Here is a 22,824-nt window from a genome sequence, read left to right as displayed (position 1 = left end):
GAGTAGAAAAATCTTGCATGAAAAAAGGCATGCAAGTGTTTAGCGTTTAAACACAACATCAAGGTGATGAAACTTGATTAATGCATTAGCAAAGGTTAATGGATTAATTGAGATTAAGTAAGAATACTTGAGGTTGTATGGTTAAGTGACTAAGCGTACAGGGCGGATGCCTTGGCAATCAGAGGCGATGAAGGACGTGCTAATCTGCGAAAAGCTTGGATGAGTCGATAAGAGGCGTTTAATCCAAGATATCCGAATGGGGAAACCCAGTAGATGAAGAATCTACTATCAATAAATGAATACATAGTTTATTGAGGCGAACCGGGAGAACTGAAACATCTAAGTACCCCGAGGAAAAGAAATCAACCGAGATTCTGTGAGTAGCGGCGAGCGAAAGCGGAAGAGCCAGTAAGTTTTAGCTAGCATATTAGAGGAATTGGCTGGGAAGCCAAATCAAAGAGGGTGATAATCCCGTACTCGAAAGTATGTTAGTGGAACTAAGCTTACGATAAGTAAGGCGGGACACGAGAAATCCTGTTTGAAGATGGGGGGACCATCCTCCAAGGCTAAATACTCCTGATTGACCGATAGTGAACCAGTACTGTGAAGGAAAGGCGAAAAGAACCCCGGTGAGGGGAGTGAAATAGAACCTGAAACCCTGTACGTACAAGCAGTAGGAGCGAGGGCAACCTTGTGACTGCGTACCTTTTGTATAATGGGTCAGCGACTTATATTTTGTAGCGAGGTTAACTGAATAAGGGAGCCGAAGGGAAACCGAGTCTTAACTGGGCGTTGAGTTGCAAGGTATAGACCCGAAACCCGGTGATCTAGCCATGGGCAGGTTGAAGGTTGGGTAACACTAACTGGAGGACCGAACCGACTAATGTTGAAAAATTAGCGGATGACTTGTGGCTGGGGGTGAAAGGCCAATCAAACCGGGAGATAGCTGGTTCTCCCCGAAATCTATTTAGGTAGAGCCTTGAGCGGACACCTTCGGGGGTAGAGCACTGTTTCGGCTAGGGGTCCATCCCGGATTACCAACCCGATGCAAACTGCGAATACCGAAGAGTGATACTCAGGAGACACACGGCGGGTGCTAACGTTCGTCGTGGAGAGGGAAACAACCCAGACCGCCAGCTAAGGTCCCAAAGTCTATATTAAGTGGGAAACGAAGTGGGAAGGCTTAGACAGCTAGGATGTTGGCTTAGAAGCAGCCATCATTTAAAGAAAGCGTAATAGCTCACTAGTCGAGTCGGCCTGCGCGGAAGATGTAACGGGGCTCAAATATAGCACCGAAGCTGCGGCATCAGAATTTATTCTGTTGGGTAGGGGAGCGTTGTGTAAGCGGATGAAGGTGGCTCGAGAGGGTTGCTGGACGTATCACAAGTGCGAATGCTGACATAAGTAACGATAAAACGAGTGAAAAACTCGTTCGCCGGAAGACCAAGGGTTCCTGTCCAACGTTAATCGGGGCAGGGTGAGTCGGCCCCTAAGGCGAGGCTGAAAAGCGTAGTCGATGGGAAACGGGTTAATATTCCCGTACTTGGATAAACTGCGATGTGGGGACGGAGAAGGTTAGGTTAGCAGACTGTTGGATGTCTGTTTAAGGTGGTAGGTGGAAGACTTAGGCAAATCCGGGTCTTTATAAACACTGAGAGCTGATGACGAGGTCTTAAGGGACTGAAGTAACTGATACCCTGCTTCCAGGAAAAGCCACTAAGCTTCAGGTTTATCTAAACCGTACTGAAAACCGACACAGGTGGTCAGGTAGAGAATACTCAGGCGCTTGAGAGAACTCGGGTGAAGGAACTAGGCAAAATAGCACCGTAACTTCGGGAGAAGGTGCGCTTACAGTAATTGTAGTCCCTTGCGGATGAAGGTGAAGTAAGTCGAAGATACCAGCTGGCTGCAACTGTTTATTAAAAACACAGCACTCTGCAAACACGAAAGTGGACGTATAGGGTGTGATGCCTGCCCGGTGCTGGAAGGTTAATTGATGGTGTTATCGAAAGAGAAGCTCCTGATCGAAGCCCCAGTAAACGGCGGCCGTAACTATAACGGTCCTAAGGTAGCGAAATTCCTTGTCGGGTAAGTTCCGACCTGCACGAATGGCATAATGATGGCCAGGCTGTCTCCACCCGAGACTCAGTGAAATTGAAATCGCCGTGAAGATGCGGTGTACCCGCGGCTAGACGGAAAGACCCCGTGAACCTTTACTATAGCTTGACACTGAACATTGAATTTTGATGTGTAGGATAGGTGGGAGCCTTTGAAGCAGTGACGCCAGTCATTGTGGAGGCGACCTTGAAATACCACCCTTTAACGTTTGATGTTCTAACGAAGTGCCTGAAACGGGTACTCGGACAGTGTCTGGTGGGTAGTTTGACTGGGGCGGTCTCCTCCCAAAGCGTAACGGAGGAGCACGAAGGTTTGCTAATGACGGTCGGACATCGTCAGGTTAGTGCAATGGTATAAGCAAGCTTAACTGCGAGACAGACAAGTCGAGCAGGTGCGAAAGCAGGTCATAGTGATCCGGTGGTTCTGAATGGAAGGGCCATCGCTCAACGGATAAAAGGTACTCCGGGGATAACAGGCTGATACCGCCCAAGAGTTCATATCGACGGCGGTGTTTGGCACCTCGATGTCGGCTCATCACATCCTGGGGCTGAAGTAGGTCCCAAGGGTATGGCTGTTCGCCATTTAAAGTGGTACGCGAGCTGGGTTTAGAACGTCGTGAGACAGTTCGGTCCCTATCTGCCGTGGGCGTTGGATGATTGATTGGGGCTGCTCCTAGTACGAGAGGACCGGAGTGGACGCATCACTGGTGTTCCAGTTGTCTCGCCAGAGGCATTGCTGGGTAGCTAAATGCGGAAGAGATAAGTGCTGAAAGCATCTAAGCACGAAACTTGCCAAGAGATGAGTCATCCCTGACTTTAAGTCAGTAAGGGTTGTTGTAGACTACGACGTAGATAGGTTGGGTGTGTAAGTGTAGTGATACATTGAGCTAACCAATACTAATTGCCCGAGAGGCTTAACTATACAACGCTCAAGTGTTTTTGGGTGTTGAGTGAGACGTTAGACGAAAAGACGAAGAAGAGAAAATTACTTTAGACAGCTTGTTTTTGATTAAAGTGCGAGAGTGAAGAAAGCACGAAGGAAGAACAGAAGAATAGAGAAGACAAGAGAAGACATCAACCGAATATCTTGGCGGCGATAGTGCAGTGGACCCACCTAACTCCATGCCGAACTTAGAAGTGAAACGCTGTAACGCCGATGGTAGTGTGGGGCTTCCCCATGTGAGAGTAGGACACCGCCAGGTCTGAATGAGAAGAAACCTCAAGTAGAGATACTTGAGGTTTTTTTGTGTTTGGGGAGAGTGAGGATATGGGGAGAGTGTCATTCGTATAAAAAGCATGGAAATGAGGAAACCTCAGGGGCGCTATGCTGTGATTACATGCACGATGACCCATTGAGTGCTGCTAGATTTATTTTAGAATGTCATCAAGCTCAAAGCCTTTTGTCATCACACTTACACTTGGTGATGCTTCATATTGCCAAAGCATATCTCATGAAGCATTAGACAATTTCACTTCAATACTTTCCCCTTGTTTAAAGGTGAGGGGTAAGAAATCAACAGGGGAATCATTCACATAGGCGGAAATGAAGGTGACATCCAGAGCTTGATTTGTATCATTATTTATCTTGAGTGTTAGGCTTAATGCGAGGTCAGAGAGATATTCTCTATCCATAAAGTCACGGATATTTTTTGCTAATTTATCGCTTGTTTGAATATTTAAATATCACTGTTTATCGCGCGAGCTTTGAGCAGAAACACTGTTTCTGTTAAAGAATGGCTATGATTAATTTTTATATGAAATGTTTAATACAATGATAGAACCAGTTTTTTAGCTCAGAATGAGTTTGATGTGATTCTCTTTCCGATTTATCATGACATAAAAAACATTGAATATTGACCGCACTTTAAGTAGTTAATGCATTTATATCTTGATGATTTTATTACTAACATATTTCCTATCTAAATATTCTCGTTTGTTTCTTAGATTCTTTTGTTGTCATTAGAGTAAGCATAGTATGTGCTTATATGAAATGAAAAATAATGTGAATACAGCATGGCTACATCCCAAGCTAAATTGGAAAAGAGGAAAAAAAGACCAAGAGAATTGGCGGTAAGATATTTGTTATAAAGCCAAAACTGATCGCCAATGGGACAACTTCAATCCCCCCTGCTTTTTGGATGATCGGTAATGTACAATCTAAAGCTGTCGCGCCTGAAATGCCGACTGCAGAAGAGCGGTGATTTTGCATTAAAAATGGGATGAGAAATAAGCTAACGATTTCACGTGAGAGGTCGTTAAAAAAGGCGATACTACCAAACATTGGTCCCCATGCATCGTTAATGAGGACACTGGACAGAGAGTACCAACCAAACCCAGACGCAATTGCCAGACCTTGGGTGAGGGGTAATTTTAATAGTATTGCAGCGAGTAGCCCACCCAGTAAGGATGTGATAATGAAAATTACCCCAGTTATCAATCCTCGCTTATTGAAAAGTACATCACGTAAAGCAATGCCATTATTCCTTAATTGGATGCCAACGGAAAAAATAAGACAAACTAAGACGTAAGTACTGGCGTGTTCAGGTAGACTGAATTTACCTTTTATTACATAGCCGATGAAGGCACCAAGAAGTACCATCGCACAAAGTTTTCCTGAATCAAATAAGAGTTTCCAACGAGAGGGCATCTCACCTGTGACTTTTTTTAATGGTTTAGGGGAAAACCGATCATAAGCGATGAGTCCTACTAAATTGAATGATTGGATAAAAATGGCAAAAGTAGCGGCGGAAATCGCAATGACAGGTAACTTTTTTGCCAGATCATCTAATTGTCCTAATGAAAATCCCATGATGAATAAAATAATATAAAGTAGTATCATCAGGATGTGATTAATTGAGGTTAAGAGTATTTTGTTTTGTGTTTTTATGAGATAACCGACAAAAAGTGGACATAAAACAATGAGAAGCCCTTCGTACATATAAATTTTCCTTAACTAAAACGCTTTCTCCATTCTAGGTAAGGCAAGGAAAAAAACAAGAGGTGTTTATGCATTTACGGCAATTAGACGTGTTGGGATTTCGAGGTATTCACCGTTTATCTATCCATTTTAGTGCGGATATGGTGTTAATCGGTGAAAATATGTGGGGAAAATCCAGTTTACTCTCTGCATTAAGTTTGATTTTTAACCCAGAAAAAGCACTTTATCAATTTACATTGCGTGATTTTCATATTCCAGCTGAACAAACTGAGCCGGTACGCCACCTTATCTTATTATTTACTTTTGCGGAAAGTGAAAAAAACGAAGACAGTATGGAGTATCACTTACCTTATTTACAACATCATTTGCTCGTCGACCATCCAGATGGTTATCAACGCCTTTATTTACGGGTTGAAGGACAGATCAATGCAAACAATGAAGTGAATACGACTTATGCATTTCTTAATGAAAAGGGCGAGCCAATTGTGGTTGATGATATCAATAACTTGGTATTTTCATTAATTGCTCGTCATCCTGTTTACCGTTTCCGTGATGCTCGATTAAATCGCGCACATCATTCCTTCCGATTTATTCGTACTGAAGTCCAAGATGAGACTCAAGATGAAATTCGTGCGGTTTCTGATCTGTTATGCTATTACTTCTTGAATCATAAAAATATGACGGAAATTAAACAGGATACGACGTTACTCTGGCATAAAGCGAAGTCACTGTGCACTAAATTAAAACAAGATGAAACGCATCGGCTACGCAAGAAGCTGTTTTTTTCGTTAGCCAGTTTATTTGTTCGCAATCAACGTATTCATTTCGGTCGTTTTACGCGTCCGATTATCCTCTTTGAAGATCCCGATGCGAGATTGCACCCAAGAATGGTAGCGATTATGTGGGAGCTTGTCAGTTATTTGCCGGTACAACGGATTACAACCACGAATTCGGTTGAATTACTTTCACAAGTCAATTTAAATGCGATTTGCCGTTTAGTGCGTACACCAGAAAAAATCAATTGTTTTCAATTACGCCGAAAAGATCTAGGGAAAGAAGATTTTAGACGGTTAACTTTCCATATTCATCATAATCGCAGTTTAGCGTTATTTTCACGCATGTGGATTTTAGTTGAAGGAGAAAGTGAGGTTTGGATTTTATCCGAGTTAGCCAAATTATTAGAGATTAATCTTGAAATGGAGGGCATTCGGATTGTTGAATTTGCCCAAAGTGGTTTAAAACCGTTATTAAAATATGTACAAGCGATGGGCATTCAATGGTATGTGTTAACAGACGGTGACGAGGCGGGGAAAAAATACGGTGAAATCGTCGAAGATATGCTTGATGAAGAAATGGTCAGAGCAGATAGAATTACCATTTTACCCAAACGTGATATTGAACACTTTTTTTATGCTAATGGCTTTGCGGATGTTTTCATTCGCCTCGCACAGTGGCAAATTAAATCCCATTCCTATCCTATGAGTAAAATTATTCAACGCGCGATTCAACGTACCTCAAAGCCCGATCTGGCGATAGCATTATCTAATGAGATAAAAAAGCGTGGTAGTCAAGCTATTCCGTTGTTGTTTAAACGCTTGTTTTCCAAAGTATTAAGTTTAGCGCGAACATAGCTGTTTATTTATACAGTATCTTGTGTTAAAGTGCGGTAAAATTTTAAGAAATTTAGCTGACTTATGGATACGTTTGTTATGGCGCCGATTCGAAAGATCATTCATGTGGATATGGATTGTTTCTATGCCGCAATTGAGATGCGAGATAATCCAACTCTGATCGGAAAACCCATTGCCGTAGGAGGAGAGGCGAAACACCGTGGTGTTCTCGCCACTTGTAATTATGAGGCTCGCAAATTTGGCTTACATAGTGCCATGTCAACAGCACAAGCCTTTAAATTATGTCCTAATTTAATCTTATTACCGGTGAATATGCCTTTATATAAACAAGTATCACAGCAGATTCACCAGATTTTTCGACGTTATACCGATGTGATTGAACCGCTATCTTTAGATGAAGCCTATTTAGATGTGACAGATTCTACAGCCTGTTCAGGCTCAGCAACTTGGATAGCAACAGAAATTCGTCAGGCTATTTTTAATGAACTGGGTTTGACTGCATCTGCAGGCATTGCGCCATTAAAATTTTTGGCTAAAATTGCATCGGAACAGAATAAACCGAACGGTCAATTTGTGATTAAACCAGAACAAATTGAGCATTTTATAGCCAACTTGCCACTAAAAAAAATCCCCGGAGTGGGTAAAGTGACGGCACAGCGCTTAATGGCAATGGGGCTAAATACTTGTGCGGATATTCAGCACATGAATAAAGCGCGATTATTAGAACAATTTGGTAAACTTGGACAGCGGATTTGGGCTTTTAGTCATGGGGTTGATGAACGCCATGTTGAACCACATCGGATCTTGAAGTCGGTCGGCGTTGAGCGAACATTACAGCACAACATTGATGAATTAGCGCAAGCTTATGTCATTTTGGCTGAACTTTATGCATTGTTGATTCAGCGTCTTAAAACTCATTGTCCAACATTGTCTTTTTCTATGTTGCATAAAGTTGGTGTGAAACTGAAGTTTGCAGATTTTCATGTGACGACCTTAGAAAAACGTGGCATGCTGATTACACTTAACTCGTTTGAATTACTGCTTACACAAATTTGGCAACGTGCAGCGGGGAGAGAAATCCGTTTAATTGGTTTACATGTGAATTTGCCTGAAACAACGGAGTCTAAGACACAAGTACAGATGAGTTTGTGGTAAAATTTCTTCGGCTTGCTATTGAATTTAACGATTTTGTTACTATATTACAACACTGAATACTTAACCTAACGATAAGGATTTTACTTATGATGCGAATTTTGCTATTTCTTGCCACGAACATGGCAGTTTTAGTTGTTTTTAACATTATTTTAAGTTTGACGGGGATCCAAGCGCAAGATGCGACAGGGCTATTGCTCATGGCGGCATTATTTGGTTTTTCTGGTTCTTTAATTTCTCTGTTTTTATCTAAAACCATGGCTCTACGCGCTGTGGGGGCGGAAGTGATCAAACAGCCACGTAATGACATGGAACGTTGGTTAGTGAATACAGTTCGTTCGCAAGCTGAACGCGCGAATTTACCGATGCCTGATGTCGCGATTTATCACTCTGAAGATGTGAATGCGTTTGCGACAGGACCAAGTAAAAATAATTCCTTAGTGGCCGTGAGTACTGGCTTATTACGTGCCATGACACAAGATGAAGCAGAAGCAGTACTTGCGCATGAAGTGGCACATATTAAAAATGGTGATATGGTGACCATGACCTTATTACAAGGTGTATTGAACACATTCGTGATTTTTGTGTCACGCATGATCGCGAAAGTCGTGTCAAGCAATCGAGATGGTGAAAGTAGCACAGGGATTTATTTTCTTGTGTCTATGGTCTTGGAAATCTTATTTGGTTTCTTAGCCAGCATGATCGCCATGTGGTTCTCTCGCTATCGAGAATTTCGTGCGGATGCAGGGTCTGCAGAGTTAGTCGGTAAACACAAAATGATTGCCGCGTTACAACGTTTGCAACGTTTACATGAACCACAAGAGTTAGAAGGGCAGCTTGCCGCTTTTGCGATTAACGGTAAACGTGGTGGTTTAGCCGCTTTATTTATGAGCCATCCGCCATTAGAAAAACGTATTGCGGCATTACAACAATTAGATAGTTTTAAATAACACTGGTAATTTATTGAAGAAAGAGGCATGATCTTGCCTCTTTTTCTTTTTTAAAGTGCGGTCGATTTTCAGAAACTTTTCAATTAGGGTATCTATGGAACATCAACTTTCCGATTTGATAGCGATTTTTAATCAATGTTTTGAACAAGAATATAATACGATTTTAGTTAAAGGTGGTGATGAACCGCTTTATGTCCCCGCAAATGAAAACTGCCCACACCATGTCATTTACTTTGCTCGAGGCTTTTACAGTAGTGGTTTACATGAAATTGCTCATTGGCTAGTGGCAGGGAAAGCACGTCGTCAATTAGAAGATTTTGGTTATTGGTATGAACCAGATGGTAGAAGCACTGCACAACAGCGTTTATTTGAACAAGTTGAGGGCAAACCACAAGCAATCGAGTGGATTTTGTCCGATGCTGCTGGCTTTCGTTATTTTGCTAGTGTCGATAATTTAAGTGGTGAGCCTGGTGATACCCAACCGTTTAAACAAGCAGTATATGAGCAAGTCAAATGGTATGTTGAGAAAGGGTTGCCAAAACGGGCAGAAACACTACGTAAAGCCTTATGTGCATTTTATGGCACACCAGATCAAATTGATTTGACAAGGTTTGATGTAAGCCGAATTTAGGACAGAATGAATCATGTTAGCATTAGAGATTAAGCAACTCCGTAAAGTATATAAAAATGGTGTAAAAGCCTTACATGGCGTTGATCTGAGGGTGCAAGAAGGGGATTTTTATGCGTTGCTTGGTCACAATGGTGCAGGCAAATCAACCCTGATTGGCATCATCAGCTCGTTAGTGAATAAAAGCAGTGGTGAAGTCAACGTCTTTGGTTATGACTTAGATCGGGATTTAAGTGCGTTAAAACAATGTATTGGCTTAGTTCCTCAAGAGTTTAATTTTCATCAATTTGAGCGAGTCATTGATATTTTAGTCAATCAAGCTGGCTATTATGGTATCCCTCGCCATGAAGCAATAAAACGGGCAGAGATCTGGTTAAAAAAATTAGATTTGTGGGAGAAAAGAACACAGCAAGCCATTCGTTTATCTGGAGGGATGAAACGCCGTTTAATGATTGCTCGCGCGTTAATGCATCGTCCACGGTTATTGATTTTGGATGAGCCAACAGCTGGCGTGGATATTGAATTACGCCGAACTATGTGGACGTTTTTACGTGAGCTAAACCAACAAGGTACAACCATTATTCTGACCACCCATTATTTAGAAGAGGCAGAAATGCTCTGTCGTCATATTGGGATTATTCAACAAGGTAAATTGGTGATTGATATGCCGATGAAAGCCTTGTTAGCGAAGTTAGAAACAGAAACCTTTGTTCTCGATCTGGCACCCAACTGTCCGCTGCCTCGCATTGAAGGCTATCAGGTGTTGAGCGTGACAGAGAATAGTTTAGAAGTAGAAATTCGACGTGAACAGGGACTAAATTCGCTTTTTGCACAATTATCTACACAAGGTATTCAAGTATTAAGTATGCGTAATAAAGCCAATCGTTTAGAAGAGCTTTTTGTATCGATGTCGTTAAATAAAGGAAAACAGTCTGAACAGGAAGGGGATAAATGAAATTAGCATGGGTTGCATTTCAGACGATTGTGATGAAAGAAATTCGCCGTTTTACGCGGATTTGGGTACAAACTTTGGTACCACCGGTGATTACTATGACTTTGTATTTTGTGATTTTTGGTCAATTAATCGGCAGTCGTATTGGGGAGATGGGCGGGGTCAGTTATATGCAATTTATTGTGCCCGGTTTAATTATGATGTCTTCACTCACCAATGCCTTTGCAAATGTGGCGTCGTCCTTTTATAGCACCAAATTTGCGAAAAATGTTGAAGAATTATTAATCTCACCAACTTCACCACATATTATCATTTTAGGTTATGTGACTGGAGGGATGGCTCGAGGGTTATGTGTTGGTATATTAGTCACTATGGTCGCCTTATCCTTTGTCGCCTTTGAGGTTCATTCTTGGTTTATTATTGTACTCACATTGTGTATGACGACGGCGACATTTGCGCTGGGTGGCTTGATTAATGCCGTATTTGCGCGCTCTTTTGATGATATCAGTATTATCCCCACGTTTGTCTTAACACCACTGACCTATTTAGGGGGCGTTTTTTATTCGCTGACACTTTTACCGCCCTTTTGGCAGTGGGTGTCAAAATTAAATCCCATTGTGTATATGATTAATGGCTTTCGTTATGGCTTTTTAGGTATCTCAGACGTCACAGTAGGCTATACATTTGGTGTGTTAATTGCTTTTATGGTCTGTTTATATACGCTCGCTTATTATTTAATTAGTCGCGGAATTGGCTTAAGAAGTTAAGATTGCTTTTTATACCACTTGCAGGATGTGATGTGTCACACAGATTTGACAGGCGGTAAAATAAATTGTTGCAAAAACGTAAAATCTTTGCTATTTGTAAGTCCGCTAACAGAAGTGAGTTTCTGGCAAACCAACAAAATCAATAAGGAAAATGACGCTATGAAAAAGTCTCTAAAGCTTTCAATCACTGCAGCATTAATGCTTTGCTCAAACGCAGTCTTTGCTGCTGATAAAATCGTGACCATTGGTACCGGTGGTCAAACAGGGGTGTACTATGTTGTCGGTCAATCTGTTTGTCAATTAGTCAATCGTGATTCCGCGAAAACTGGCGTAAAATGTAATGCGCCATCAACAGGTGGTTCCGTTGCAAACCTTAACTCAATTGCAAGTCATCAGATGGAACTCGGTATTGCGCAATCAGACTGGCAATATCACGCTTATAATGGTTCAAGCTCGTTTGAAGGCAAAAAAAATGAGAAATTAAGAGCGGTATTTTCTATCCATCCAGAACCATTTACCTTAATGGCACGTACAGATGCAAATATTAAAGGATTTGATGATTTAAAAGGTAAACGTGTTAACGTCGGTGATCCTGGGTCTGGTACGCGTGCGACTATGAATGTGATTCTAGGTGCAAAAGGTTGGGATGCATCAGCCTTTAAAGTGGCGTCAGAATTAAAACCTGCTGAAATGGCGTCTGTTATGTGTGATAACAACTTAGATGCGATTACTTATAACGTAGGTCACCCAAATGGTGCACTAAAAGAAGCAGCAGCATCTTGTGATGCACATCTAGTGCCAATTACAGGACCTGAAATTGATAAATTAGTGGCAGAACACCCATATTATGCGAAAGCAACGATTCCAGGCGGTTTATATAAAGGTAGCGATAACCCAACAGAGACGTTTGGTGTATATGCGACTTTAGTAACCTCTTCTGATGTGGATGCTGACAGTGTTTATGCGATTGTGAAAGCAGTTTTCGATAACTTCGATCGTTTTAAACGTTTACACCCAGCATTCTCAAACTTAAAAGAAGAAGAAATGATTAAAAACGCACTTTCTGCTCCATTACATGATGGCGCGGTGCGTTACTATAAAGAAAGAGGTTGGTTGTAATCTTTTTACCTCTCCATTTTTAAGGCAGGCAAGTTTCCTGCCTTTTTCCGTTTTTTATTTTTAGATGACGAGGAGTTTTAGCGTGTCAACAAAAAATATCGATTATGATGATTTACAAGATATCGTCGCATCAAGTGACACAGGAGGTCGTGATCCTGACGGTTTCCCGAAAAAATTAATTGCTGGTGTCGCGATCTTATGGTCACTTTTTCAACTGTATTATGCTTCTCCTGCGCCATTTTGGTTGCAAGAGTTTTTGCGTAGTATTGGGGTCAATCTCAATGTCGTTTTCGATGATACAAAAGCCCGTTCTGTTCATCTTGCCTTTGCTTTATTTTTAGCTTATTTGTCTTACCCCGCCTTTAAATTTTCGCCGAAGCATCGTATCCCGTTAACGGATTGGATCTTTGCTACCGCGGGAGCGTTCTTAGGCTCGTACTACCTGTTCTTTTATGATGGCTTAGTGACACGTTTTGGCGCCCCAAACTTACAAGATATTATTGCGGGTTGTATTGGCATTGTCTTATTACTTGAAGCGACACGCCGTAGCCTAGGTTTACCTCTGGTGATTATTGCGAGTGTTTTTTTAACGTATAACTATTTTGGGCAATATTTACCAACAGATTGGATCATTAGTCATCGTACAGGTTCACTTTCTCATATTATTAATCAACAATGGATTACTACAGAAGGGGTGTTTGGTGTGGCATTAGGGGTGTCCACTAAATATGTGTTCCTGTTTGTTCTCTTTGGGGCGTTATTGGATAAAGCGGGTGCTGGAAATTACTTCATTAAAAGTGCGTTTGCTTATTTAGGGCATTTGCGTGGAGGTCCAGCAAAAGCTGCGGTGGTGGCATCCGGTTTAACTGGCTTAATTTCAGGTTCTTCTATTGCCAATGTGGTCACAACAGGTACATTCACCATTCCTATGATGAAACGCGTCGGTTTTTCCGCGGAGAAAGCGGGTGCGGTAGAAGTGGCCTCTTCAGTTAATGGGCAAATTATGCCACCTGTTATGGGAGCAGCCGCCTTTTTAATGATTGAATATGTCAACATGCCATATAGCCAGTTGATTACGCATGCTTTTTTACCGGCGGTGATTTCATATATTGCACTGGTTTATATTGTGCACCTTGAAGCCTGTAAGATGAATTTACAAGGGTTACCACGTACGGATGAACCAAAACCTTTTTTAAACACCTTACTTCGTGCATTAGGTACCTTTATTTTTCTTTGTGTGCTGTATTTTGCGGTTGAGTTTGGGCTAGGCTGGTTAAAAGTCGTCACACCACATTATGCATTCAGTATTGTGATTGCCTTACTGGCTGTCATTTATCTTTTATTATTGCGCCGTGTCGCGACATTCCCAGATCTTGAAATTGATGATCCGCATTCACCTGTGGTGAAATTGCCGTCTGTTAGACCAACGATTAATGCGGGCTTACATTTCTTATTACCTGTGATTATTTTGATCTGGTGTTTAATGGTAGAGCGCTTATCTCCGGGCTTATCGGCATTCTGGGGCGCCTTATTCCTTATTGTGATTTTATTAACACAACGCCCATTATTAGCCTATTTCAGAAAACAGACTACTTTCCGTCGAGAGTTTAAACTCGGTTGGAACGATTTGGTGGAGGGACTCGAAGCCGGTGCCAGAAATATGATCGGAATCGGGATCGCTACTGCAACGGCAGGGATTATTGTTGGGGTCGTGTCATTAACCGGTTTTGGTGTACAGCTTGCAACGATTATTGAAACGCTTTCAATGGGTAACATTTTCTTAATGTTATTATTGGTCGCTGGTTTTAGTTTGATTCTGGGGATGGGCTTGCCAACCACAGCAAACTACATTGTGGTGTCTTCTTTAATGGCAGTCGTGATTATTGAGGTCGGACGCCAAAATGGTTTCATTGTGCCGTTAATTGCGGTGCATTTGTTTGTGTTCTATTTTGGTATTATGGCAGATGTCACGCCACCTGTTGGTTTAGCTTCCTTTGCTGCATCGGCAGTATCAGGGGGAGATCCGATTAAAACGGGATTAACGGCTTTCTCTTATAGTTTACGTACTGCTATTTTACCGTTCTTGTTTATTTTTAATACTGACTTACTGTTAATTGATGTGAGTTTCTCGAAAGGCATTCTCGTCTTTATTACAGCCACGATTGGTATTCTCGCCTTTACAGCAGGTGCTGTCGGCTATTTCTTCCGTCGTAATAAATTATGGGAAAGCCTCGCTTTGTTTGTATTAGCTTTTGCTTTATTCCGTCCTGGTTTCTTCATGGAACATATTTCACCAACACAGCGTTATTTTGAACCAGCAAAATTAACGCAAGAAGTACAACAAGCTTCGGTGGGTGATAATTTGACAATTAAAGTGTCGGGCTTAAATCCTTACGGCAAGCAAATTGAATTCTATGCGCAATTGCCAATTGCAGAAGGACAAAGCGGTGAGGAACGTTTACAAAAAATGGGCTTGACCTTATTTGAACAAGAAAAACCAGAAGGGAAACAATTACTGATTGATGCTGTGGAGATTGATTCAATTGCAGCAAAAGCAGGATTGAACTGGGATCAAGTGGTGTTAGAAGGTTCGGTACCTGTCAAAGATGCCCTTGCTAAAGAATGGTTATTTATTCCAACATTACTGTTATTGTTCATGTTAGCAATTTATCAACGTCGTCGTCAGCCAGCGTAAGGAAAAACTATGTTTAAGAAAATTTTAATTACTGCGGATTTAGGTCATTTAGAAGATGCAGAAAAGGCGGTGAAAACCGCCCTAGAAATGACACAAAATAATCCTGATACGGTGTATCGTGTGATGAGTGTGGTGCCACCTTTTGGTAGCAGTTTTGTGTCCTCTTTTTTGCCGAAAAACTTCGATCAAGATGTTCTGAGTGAAGCCAATAAAGCCTTACACGCGTTTACTAAAAAGCATTTTCCTGAAGGGGCGAAAGTCCAACATATTTTGGCGCACGGTCCTGTTTATGAAGAAATTATTCGGATTGCGAAAGAGAAAAATATTGATCTGATTATTATGATGGCAGTACGTGATAATAAAGAAGGATTGAGCTCGAATACTGTCAAAGTAGCGCGTTATAGTGACAAACCGGTGTTGATCTTACGCTAACGAACCCTCAAAAGAAAATAGCTTGTTGAAAAACAAGCTATTTTTTTCTCAAAAGTACGGTCTTTTTTTACTATTTGACTAATTCATAGCAAGGCACATAATCATTTCCGTCAGGTAATTTCATGCGATGTTGAACAATAAAATCTTGTAAAACCTGATCGATTTTATCCAAGAGTTCTGCATCCCCATGTAATTTAAATACCCCGTATTCTTCAATCGCATCTTGTGTTTCTGGTTTGATATTGCCTGCCACGATACCTGAGAAGGCACGGCGTAAATTGGCGATCAGACCCAGTGTAGATTGATTACGGTGGAGATCAAGATTTGCCATATTTTCATGGGTAGGAATAAATGGTTGTTGGAAATCCGTTGGAATTTTCAGTGACCAATTAAAGCCATAAGCATCGCCGGTTTGATAGCGTTCCATTTTGACGTCATGCATCGTTTGGCTCATTTTTCTTGCCACTTTTACAGGGTCATCGATAATGATGTCATATAATGCTTGAGCTTCTTTACCTAATGTATCACCAATAAAGCGGTCAATCGTCGCGAAATAATCCGCACTTTCTTTTGGACCTGTTAAAATTAAAGGTAATGTTTTGCCTTTATTTTCTTCTGCTAATTTGATGCCAAGAATATAAAGTAATTCCTCAAAAGTACCCGGTCCCCCTGGGAAAATCACAATGCCATGTCCCATACGCACGAATGCTTCAAGACGTTTTTCAATATCAGGCATAATAATTAATTCATTAACGATCGGATTAGGTGGCTCGGAAGCAATAATTGATGGCTCCGTAATCCCGATAAATCGGCTATGCTTATAGCGTTGGTTCGCATGACCAATTGCCGCCCCTTTCATCGGGGCTTCCATGACACCCGGTCCACAACCAGTAATAATATTCAGTTCACGATGACCCAGCTCAGTGCCTACCGCACGACAATATTGATATTCTACTTGATTAATCGAATGCCCTCCCCAACACACGACAAGATTTGGATGTTCACCAATCGGTAAGGCTTTAGCGTTACGCAAGATAGCAAACACCAAATTTGTGATGTGTTTACTGTCTTGAATATTGTCAGGGTTTAAACGTTGGCTCATCACATTGACAAATAAAATGTCACGCAGTACAGCAAACAAATGATATTGAATACTGCGAATAATGCGATCATCAACAAATGCTTCTTTGGGAGGATTATGTAGCTCAAGGGAAACACCACGTTCTCTTGCTACCAGATGAATATCAAAATCAGGGTATTTATTGAGCAATGCACGGCTATCATCCGTCACGGCACCAGAGTTTAAGACCGCCAGTGAACAATTACGATAAAGGGTATAAAGTTGACTTTTGGCTTTTTTGGTGAGTAGCTCGACCTCTAAATGAGAGAGCTGATCCATGCTTCCGCGTGGATTCACATAATAAATATTTTTATCCATAATTTCTCCTATTGACGAGCCAAACGCTGATTGTCTGGAACCGCTTCAAAGTTAGAACGGAAAGGATTGATATCTAATCCCCCTCGTCGAGTATAACGTGCATAAACAGTGAGCTTGTCTGGTTTAGCAAATTGCATGAGATCACAAAAAATCCGTTCAACGCATTGTTCATGAAATTCATTATGTTGACGGAAAGAAATAATGTAACGTAATAGTTTCTCACGATCAATTTGTTTGCCTTCATAACGAATCTGGAGCGTGCCCCAATCCGGTTGATTGGTGATTAAACAGTTGGATTTCAGTAGATGACTGACGAGTGATTCTTTCACCATTTGATCATGAGTGCAATTTGTTAAGATCTCGGGATTAAACTGATAGTCGTTAATTTCAATGTCTTGTTGATCGATACATTCACCGGCTAATTCTACAATGGGTTCATGACAATACTTTGACAACGGGTGCAATTTGACGCTGACTTTCCCTTTAGCACAATTGCTGAGATCTTGCGTTAAATGCTGCTGTACTTCCTCGAATGTGGCAAATTTGCTTTGGTTGAAACTGTTTAAATACAATTTAAAGCTTTTTGATTCGATTAAGTTTTCACTCTGGAAATCAATCACGACATCAGCAATGGCGACTTGTGGGAGCCCATTTAAGTTTAGCCAAGAAATTTCATAAGCCGTCCAAATATCGGCACCAAAATGAAAGGGCTGTGTATGCGTGATGCCGAGTGTATCCCGATTTAAGTGACGTGGGACGGGTTGTAATAAAGTGCGGTCATAATTTGAAGCATATTGTGTTTGTTGACCCAGTTTGAGTTTGTCTAAGCTATCGTGTTGATACTGCATCTTACCTTCCTTCATACGAATAATTGAGCGCTCATCATTTAATTCATTGCCAATGCCATGATAAATTGGAAACAAGGCGACAATCATCACATTTAAAATAAAACAAGTCAAAAAGTGGTTGGGCTAATTGCCATTTTTTCTGACATTGCGGACAACAACGTTGTTGTTCTTGCGCTAAGCTGTTGCCACCAATACGGTATAAATAATAGTAAGTCGGGATACCGGTATGCCGTTCGATTTCGTTGACCAAATAGCGTCCGTGTTTTGATAAGGTACTCTTAGGTTCTGAAATCTCTGCTAAAGCATATTGTTCTAATATACTGCCATTCATTTGCAGTTGATCACACGCCTGCCAATTCTCTTGCCATTTAATCACATCCATACTCAGATGCGGAATGTCTTTTAAAACACGATACAACGGGATTGGGCACATATCTTCACCGCTATGCAGTGGTGAGCAAGATTGTAAGTGGGTGGTATATAATACCTGCCAACTCACTTTTTCGTGTTGACTGGTTTGATCCGCGTTGAGATCGTCGGCAATCACTTGAAAACTATCGAAAAAGAGACCGCACTTGGTTGCGTGAGTAAGTGCATTTTCTACTGTTTGATTATTGTATTCCGGCAATAAGCTTTGCTGTTCAGGACAGATCAAGCGGATAGCCAAGCCCTGTTGCTCTTCTAGATTGGCAATATATAACGGAATTTCACGCCCAATAATCTGTCCGTTATAGCGCCATTGATCAATGAGTTGATTGAGCAAATAAACGGGATCTTGTGTGACATCATCTGCTGGGGTATAGCGAAAAAATGCTTCGATAAGGTACATAGTGGCATAGGATAATCATAAAAAGTGATTCATTTTAATCAATTTTTGTAAAATTGCCGCCTATTTTTTTACGTGATTGGCTTAAAAGAGGAAAATCCCCTAAAATAGCGGCTCATTTTTAAAGGAAGGAATGCACATGTATCAACAAACAAAAATGCATTTACAACAGCTACAGTTGAATATGCAGTCATTAGGTTTATGGCAAATGACACCACCACCAGAAAGCGCTTTTTTAAGTGAACAACCTTTTGCGCTAGACACCATGAGCCCAACAGAATGGTTACAATGGATCTTTATTCCTCGTATGTATGCATTAATCGAAAGTGAGGCAGGATTGCCAAATAAAATCTCAATTACGCCTTATCTTGAGGAGGCGCTGAAAGAAATGGATGGATTGGCTGATTTATTAAGTCCGATCAGCGAAATTGAAAAATTGCTGCAGAAATAAGTCATGACATTAGAGATTTTATATCAAGATCCATATTTGATTGCTGTAAATAAACCAGCAGGTATGTTAGTCCATCGTAGTTGGTTAGATCGACATGAAACACAATTTGTCATGCAAACATTACGCGATCAAATAGGGCAGCATGTTTATCCTATTCACCGTTTAGATCGACCGACTTCAGGTGTTTTACTTTTCGCATTAAGTAGCGAAGTGGCAAATTTATTGTGTCTTCAGTTTGAAAATAAGCAAGTGCAAAAAAGTTATTTAGCGATTGTTCGAGGATATTTAGTCGGTGAGGGGCGGATTGATTATCCACTGAAAGTTCAATTAGACAAAATTGCGGATAAGTTTGCCCAAGATGACAAGGCGCCACAAGAAGCGGTGACAGATTATCTTGGGTTAGCTAAAGTTGAAATGCCGTATTGTGTGAAAAAGTACCCAACAACGCGTTATTCGCTTGTGCGTTTAATTCCGCATACGGGGCGAAAACATCAGCTGCGTCGTCACATGAAACACCTTTTTCACCCTATTTTGGGAGATACACAATATGGTGATTTACACCAAAATCGTGCATTAACCACTCATACGGGCGTGCAACGTTTAATGTTACATGCAGAACGATTGATCTTTACACACCCGATAACACAGCAACAGATCACGATCTGTGCGGGTGTCGATCAACAATGGCTCGATTTGATTAATATTTTTGATTGGGATTTAAATTCCATACATTAAGTATGGGTAACTGAATTTGTTTTTTCTAGGTGAAATGAAATGTTAGATAATGCACTATTAGGTTTAACGCATGAGCAACAACAAGAGGCAGTTGAGAAAATACAACAGCTCATGGCTGAGGGGATGAGTTCAGGAGAAGCCATTGCATTTGTGGCACAAGAATTACGACAAAAACAACAAAAATTAAATAATACACATTCTTAACTCGTTATGATTAAGTGAGGCGAATTGAGAAAACGTTTCCAAAATGCAAAAATTTTGTGATCTCGGTTTGATTTTAAACTATTTTTAATTGCCAAAAAGAGAAAATTCCTAGAAGATTACCCTGAATAAAATTTGGGTGGTAAGACAATCTTGTCTTATTAAAATAAAAATAGTTAAAGTCGTTAGACGATTAGAGGTTTTAATTATGGAAGTTGGTGTAGTTAAATGGTTCAATAACGCGAAAGGATTTGGATTCATTTCTGCAGAAGGAACAGACGCAGATATTTTTGCGCATTACTCAGTCATCGAAATGGAAGGCTACCGTTCATTAAAAGCGGGTCAAAAAGTACAATTTGAAGTCGTACATGGCGATAAAGGATCACATGCGACGAAAATTATTCCAATCGTTGAATAAGGTTTTCTCTTAACATTTAGTCATCGTAACAAAAAAGACAAGGATGTAACCTTGTCTTTTTTTCTCGGTTCATTTTAATAAGTCTTTGAGCCCTGCTTTCATGGCAGAAATTTGGTGTTCATATTGGGCTTTGCTTTCTCGTTCATCGATCATGTAAGTAATGGTTTCAGAAAGCGTCATTTTCATTTTACGTGAATAACGTGAAAGTCTAAGCCAGACAGCATATTCTAAGTCAATGGATTTTTTCTTGGTGGATTGTTTTTCACCATTAAAGAAACGTTTACGACGTGCACGAATCGCTTGATCAAGTTTGATCATCAAGTGAGGCGATAGGTGGGCTTTGATCCAGGTCTCAATTGCTTGGGGCTGATTTTGCTGAGAGAGGAGTTGTTTTACCTTGTCTTCACTTAAACTGCGTTCTTCATAGCGTGTAATGTTTTCACCTTCACGGTGCTTTTTGATTAAATACAACCATTTCCAATGCGCTTCTTGATTCTCAAGTTTTTGATATTTCATGGTATGCTCTCACTTTGGCTTATTCGTGACGTGGTAACTCCGTCAATATACTCTGTTTTAGGCATTTTTTCTAGCAGATTTTTACTATTCAGGGAAATGTGAGATAATGCCGAGCGAATAAATTAAACGGTTTAAAACCACTTAAAATAACGAAGAGAATACGTGTGAATCCATCTTTTTTAGCTGAAAAAGCCCTTTCCTGGCAAGAACTACGTCCAGAACTTCAATTAACTGAATTACCCCATTCATCATTAGATTTCTTTGCTTTGCAGCAGCGAGCAAGTGCTGCTGTGAATCAATTTTTACACAATCCTCATCGCCACCTATGCGTGTTAAAAGCTGATGAGCAAGGGGAATATGCGCATTTACTGGAACAGTTTGTCGCCAGTCAGCAACAACATGACGACAAAATACATGGTGTGCAATACCTTGTTGAGCAAGGTGACTCTTTTTCATTTCCACGCATTTTTATGGAAGTTGCACAAAATCAGAATGATAATTTTGCCGCCAAAAGAAAGGTTGCGAGTGCGTTATACGTTGACCAATTTCAATTACTGGGATCAATACGTATTCATCCGAGTTCGCAAGAAATTCAGTTAAATCCCGGCTTAGTGCATCAACTCAATGGGGGAGTGTTAATTTTAGGTGTTGGTTCCCTTATCAACCAATTTGATTTGTGGATTCGTTTAAAACAACTGCTTTTAACACAGCGTTTTGATTGGTATTCCGCACATCCATTTAAAGCTTTACCTTGTGATATTCCAAGTTATCCTTTGTCATTAAAAGTGATTTTACTCGGTAACCGAGAAGAATTAGCGACATTGGCAGAATTGGATGCAGATTTGTATGATCTGGCAGATTATTCTGAAATTGAAAGCTATTATGCTATTGAAAGTGCTGAACAACGCATGAAATGGGCAGAATATGTGCAATCAATGGCGAGCTATCACCAATTACCCCAATTAACCTTAGACGGTCTGAACAAGCTTTATCAACTCTTAGTGCGTGAAAGCGAAGATCGCGCATTTGTTTCTATCTCTCCATTGAAATTAAAAGCCATTTTATCAGGTAGCGCGATTTTAAAACAAAAAGACACCAATGCGTTGTTAAGTGCGGTGGATTTTGAGCAATTTTTTCAACAGAAAGAAATGCAACAAAGCTTTTTAAAAGAACATACCTATTCGGATATTTTGCATGAACAAGTGTATGTTGCCACCGAAGGGGATATCGTAGGGCAAATTAATGGGCTTTCCGTAATTGAATATCCCGGTACACCAATGGCATTTGGTGAGCCTTCTCGTATTAGTTGTATTGTCCAATTTGGGGATGGTGAGGTGGTGGATGTTGAACGTAAAAGTGAATTGGCGGGCAATATTCACGGCAAAAGTATTATGATTGCACAAGCCTGTTTAGCACATACTTTGGGTTTCCCTTCTCAATTGCCTTTTTCTGCTTCTTTGGTCTTTGAGCAATCCTATGGCGAAATTGATGGCGATAGCGCATCTTTAGCAAGTTTTTGTGTTTTAGCCAGTGCATTAGCGGATTATCCATTACCCCAATCTATCGCTATTACAGGAGCGATCGATCAATTCGGGCTAGTCCATTCAGTAGGGGGCGTGAATGCCAAAATTGAAGGATTCTTCTCTATCTGCGCACGTCGTGGTTTAACTGGACAGCAAGGCGTGATGGTACCGAGCACGGTGATTCATCAACTGAGTTTAAGTGAAGAAGTCGTCAATGCTGTGAAGGCTGGACAGTTCTTTATTTATCCTGTTGAAGATGTGTATCAAGCTTGTCATATTTTATTTCAACGGGATTTGGTTGAGGAAACGGGAAAAGTTTACAGCGAAGTGGACTTGCCGCTTTCTCGCTTGATCGCAATACGAATAGAACAACGGGCAGAGCAGCAATTGTATAAAACGAGTGTTTGGGATTGGTTGCTGCGTAAACGATAACTGCTCCGATAAGTTAAGCTTACAAGTGTTAGCTATTTTTATTTTTACTCGACTC

General features: G+C 40.8%; 20 protein-coding genes and 2 rRNA genes. 16 read left to right on the top strand and 6 right to left on the bottom strand.

Going from position 1 to position 22,824, the window contains the following annotated elements; genetic code table 11:
• The first annotated feature begins 139 nt into the window (after positions 1-139).
• Together KPF51_RS05250 and rrf are read left to right on the top strand one after the other, a co-directional pair.
• Positions 140-3,039 (top strand): 23S ribosomal RNA (locus tag KPF51_RS05250).
• A gap of 164 nt (positions 3,040-3,203) precedes the next feature.
• Positions 3,204-3,319, top strand: a 5S ribosomal RNA gene (rrf, locus tag KPF51_RS05245).
• Between the two features lie 247 nt (positions 3,320-3,566).
• Here the strand turns inward: rrf and KPF51_RS05240 are convergent.
• Together KPF51_RS05240 and KPF51_RS05235 are read right to left on the bottom strand one after the other, a co-directional pair.
• On the bottom strand, positions 3,567-3,749 hold the full coding sequence (locus KPF51_RS05240) for a hypothetical protein (RefSeq protein WP_231113975.1): 183 nt from the start codon (positions 3,747-3,749) through the stop codon (positions 3,567-3,569).
• Between the two features lie 397 nt (positions 3,750-4,146).
• Positions 4,147-5,055 (bottom strand): lysine exporter LysO family protein, encoded by a 909-nt coding sequence (locus KPF51_RS05235; protein WP_005756310.1) that lies wholly within the window; start codon positions 5,053-5,055, stop codon positions 4,147-4,149.
• Between the two features lie 68 nt (positions 5,056-5,123).
• Between KPF51_RS05235 and KPF51_RS05230 the strand changes: the two genes are divergently transcribed.
• From KPF51_RS05230 to KPF51_RS05190, 9 genes are all read left to right on the top strand, one after another.
• Positions 5,124-6,686 (top strand): ATP-dependent endonuclease, encoded by a 1,563-nt coding sequence (locus tag KPF51_RS05230; RefSeq protein WP_061405977.1) that lies wholly within the window; start codon positions 5,124-5,126, stop codon positions 6,684-6,686.
• A gap of 78 nt (positions 6,687-6,764) precedes the next feature.
• The gene (dinB, locus tag KPF51_RS05225) at positions 6,765-7,841 is read left to right on the top strand and encodes a DNA polymerase IV (protein ID WP_005756313.1); all 1,077 of its coding nucleotides are present in this window, start codon (positions 6,765-6,767) and stop codon (positions 7,839-7,841) included.
• 86 nt (positions 7,842-7,927) lie between these two features.
• On the top strand, positions 7,928-8,788 hold the full coding sequence (htpX, locus tag KPF51_RS05220; protein WP_005756315.1) for a protease HtpX: 861 nt from the start codon (positions 7,928-7,930) through the stop codon (positions 8,786-8,788).
• Between the two features lie 94 nt (positions 8,789-8,882).
• Positions 8,883-9,419 (top strand): elongation factor P hydroxylase, encoded by a 537-nt coding sequence (locus KPF51_RS05215; RefSeq protein ID WP_211599583.1) that lies wholly within the window; start codon positions 8,883-8,885, stop codon positions 9,417-9,419.
• A gap of 13 nt (positions 9,420-9,432) precedes the next feature.
• Entirely contained in the window at positions 9,433-10,371 is a 939-nt protein-coding gene (locus KPF51_RS05210) for an ABC transporter ATP-binding protein (protein ID WP_061405979.1), read from the top strand.
• Complete coding sequence (locus KPF51_RS05205) at positions 10,368-11,135, top strand: ABC transporter permease (protein WP_005753849.1); 768 nt, start codon at positions 10,368-10,370, stop codon at positions 11,133-11,135. Before KPF51_RS05210 ends, KPF51_RS05205 begins: the two co-directional genes overlap by 4 nt.
• A 159-nt stretch (positions 11,136-11,294) precedes the next feature.
• A complete protein-coding gene (locus KPF51_RS05200) occupies positions 11,295-12,254 on the top strand; it encodes a TAXI family TRAP transporter solute-binding subunit (RefSeq protein ID WP_064661082.1) in 960 nt (319 codons plus the stop codon).
• Between the two features lie 64 nt (positions 12,255-12,318).
• A complete protein-coding gene (locus KPF51_RS05195) occupies positions 12,319-14,949 on the top strand; it encodes a TRAP transporter permease (protein ID WP_061405980.1) in 2,631 nt (876 codons plus the stop codon).
• 9 nt (positions 14,950-14,958) lie between these two features.
• Positions 14,959-15,381, top strand: a complete 423-nt coding sequence (locus KPF51_RS05190; protein WP_005721812.1) for a universal stress protein — start codon at positions 14,959-14,961, stop codon at positions 15,379-15,381.
• A gap of 70 nt (positions 15,382-15,451) precedes the next feature.
• Here the strand turns inward: KPF51_RS05190 and ppnN are convergent, their stop codons facing one another.
• Genes ppnN through KPF51_RS05175 form a run of 3 tightly spaced genes read right to left on the bottom strand, consistent with a single transcriptional unit; the run spans position 15,452 to position 18,496 of the window.
• Positions 15,452-16,819: a nucleotide 5'-monophosphate nucleosidase PpnN gene (gene ppnN, locus KPF51_RS05185; RefSeq protein WP_005753854.1), complete on the bottom strand. Its 1,368-nt coding sequence runs from the start codon at positions 16,817-16,819 to the stop codon at positions 15,452-15,454.
• A gap of 8 nt (positions 16,820-16,827) precedes the next feature.
• Positions 16,828-17,667 (bottom strand): NADPH-dependent 7-cyano-7-deazaguanine reductase QueF, encoded by an 840-nt coding sequence (queF, locus tag KPF51_RS05180; RefSeq protein ID WP_130562011.1) that lies wholly within the window; start codon positions 17,665-17,667, stop codon positions 16,828-16,830.
• Positions 17,668-17,710: 43 nt separating this feature from the next.
• Positions 17,711-18,496, bottom strand: a complete 786-nt coding sequence (locus KPF51_RS05175) for a Zn-ribbon-containing protein (RefSeq protein WP_005726223.1) — start codon at positions 18,494-18,496, stop codon at positions 17,711-17,713.
• A gap of 136 nt (positions 18,497-18,632) precedes the next feature.
• Between KPF51_RS05175 and KPF51_RS05170 the strand changes: the two genes are divergently transcribed.
• The 4 genes from KPF51_RS05170 to cspD all read left to right on the top strand — a co-directional run bounded on the left by KPF51_RS05170 (position 18,633) and on the right by cspD (position 20,298).
• Positions 18,633-18,944: a YqcC family protein gene (locus KPF51_RS05170; protein ID WP_005726224.1), complete on the top strand. Its 312-nt coding sequence runs from the start codon at positions 18,633-18,635 to the stop codon at positions 18,942-18,944.
• Positions 18,945-18,947: 3 nt separating this feature from the next.
• Positions 18,948-19,679 (top strand): tRNA pseudouridine(65) synthase TruC, encoded by a 732-nt coding sequence (truC, locus tag KPF51_RS05165; protein ID WP_005721821.1) that lies wholly within the window; start codon positions 18,948-18,950, stop codon positions 19,677-19,679.
• Positions 19,680-19,718: 39 nt separating this feature from the next.
• Positions 19,719-19,883 carry a YoaH family protein gene (locus KPF51_RS10825; RefSeq protein WP_005726226.1) on the top strand — a complete coding sequence of 55 codons (165 nt, stop codon included), beginning with the start codon at positions 19,719-19,721 and terminating at the stop codon, positions 19,881-19,883.
• A gap of 205 nt (positions 19,884-20,088) precedes the next feature.
• Complete coding sequence (gene cspD / locus KPF51_RS05160; RefSeq protein WP_005753860.1) at positions 20,089-20,298, top strand: cold shock domain-containing protein CspD; 210 nt, start codon at positions 20,089-20,091, stop codon at positions 20,296-20,298.
• Positions 20,299-20,367: 69 nt separating this feature from the next.
• Here cspD and matP read toward each other — a convergent pair whose 3' ends face one another.
• Entirely contained in the window at positions 20,368-20,814 is a 447-nt protein-coding gene (matP, locus tag KPF51_RS05155; protein WP_005726229.1) for a macrodomain Ter protein MatP, read from the bottom strand.
• A gap of 164 nt (positions 20,815-20,978) precedes the next feature.
• Here matP and KPF51_RS05150 point away from each other — a divergent pair, with 164 nt between their 5' ends.
• Entirely contained in the window at positions 20,979-22,769 is a 1,791-nt protein-coding gene (locus KPF51_RS05150; protein WP_061405981.1) for a Lon protease family protein, read from the top strand.
• Positions 22,770-22,824 lie beyond the last annotated feature (55 nt).

Source organism: Pasteurella sp. XG20 (assembly GCF_018968665.1).
Taxonomy (GTDB): domain Bacteria; phylum Pseudomonadota; class Gammaproteobacteria; order Enterobacterales; family Pasteurellaceae; genus Pasteurella; species Pasteurella multocida.
This window is presented reverse-complemented; position numbering and strand designations above follow the sequence as displayed.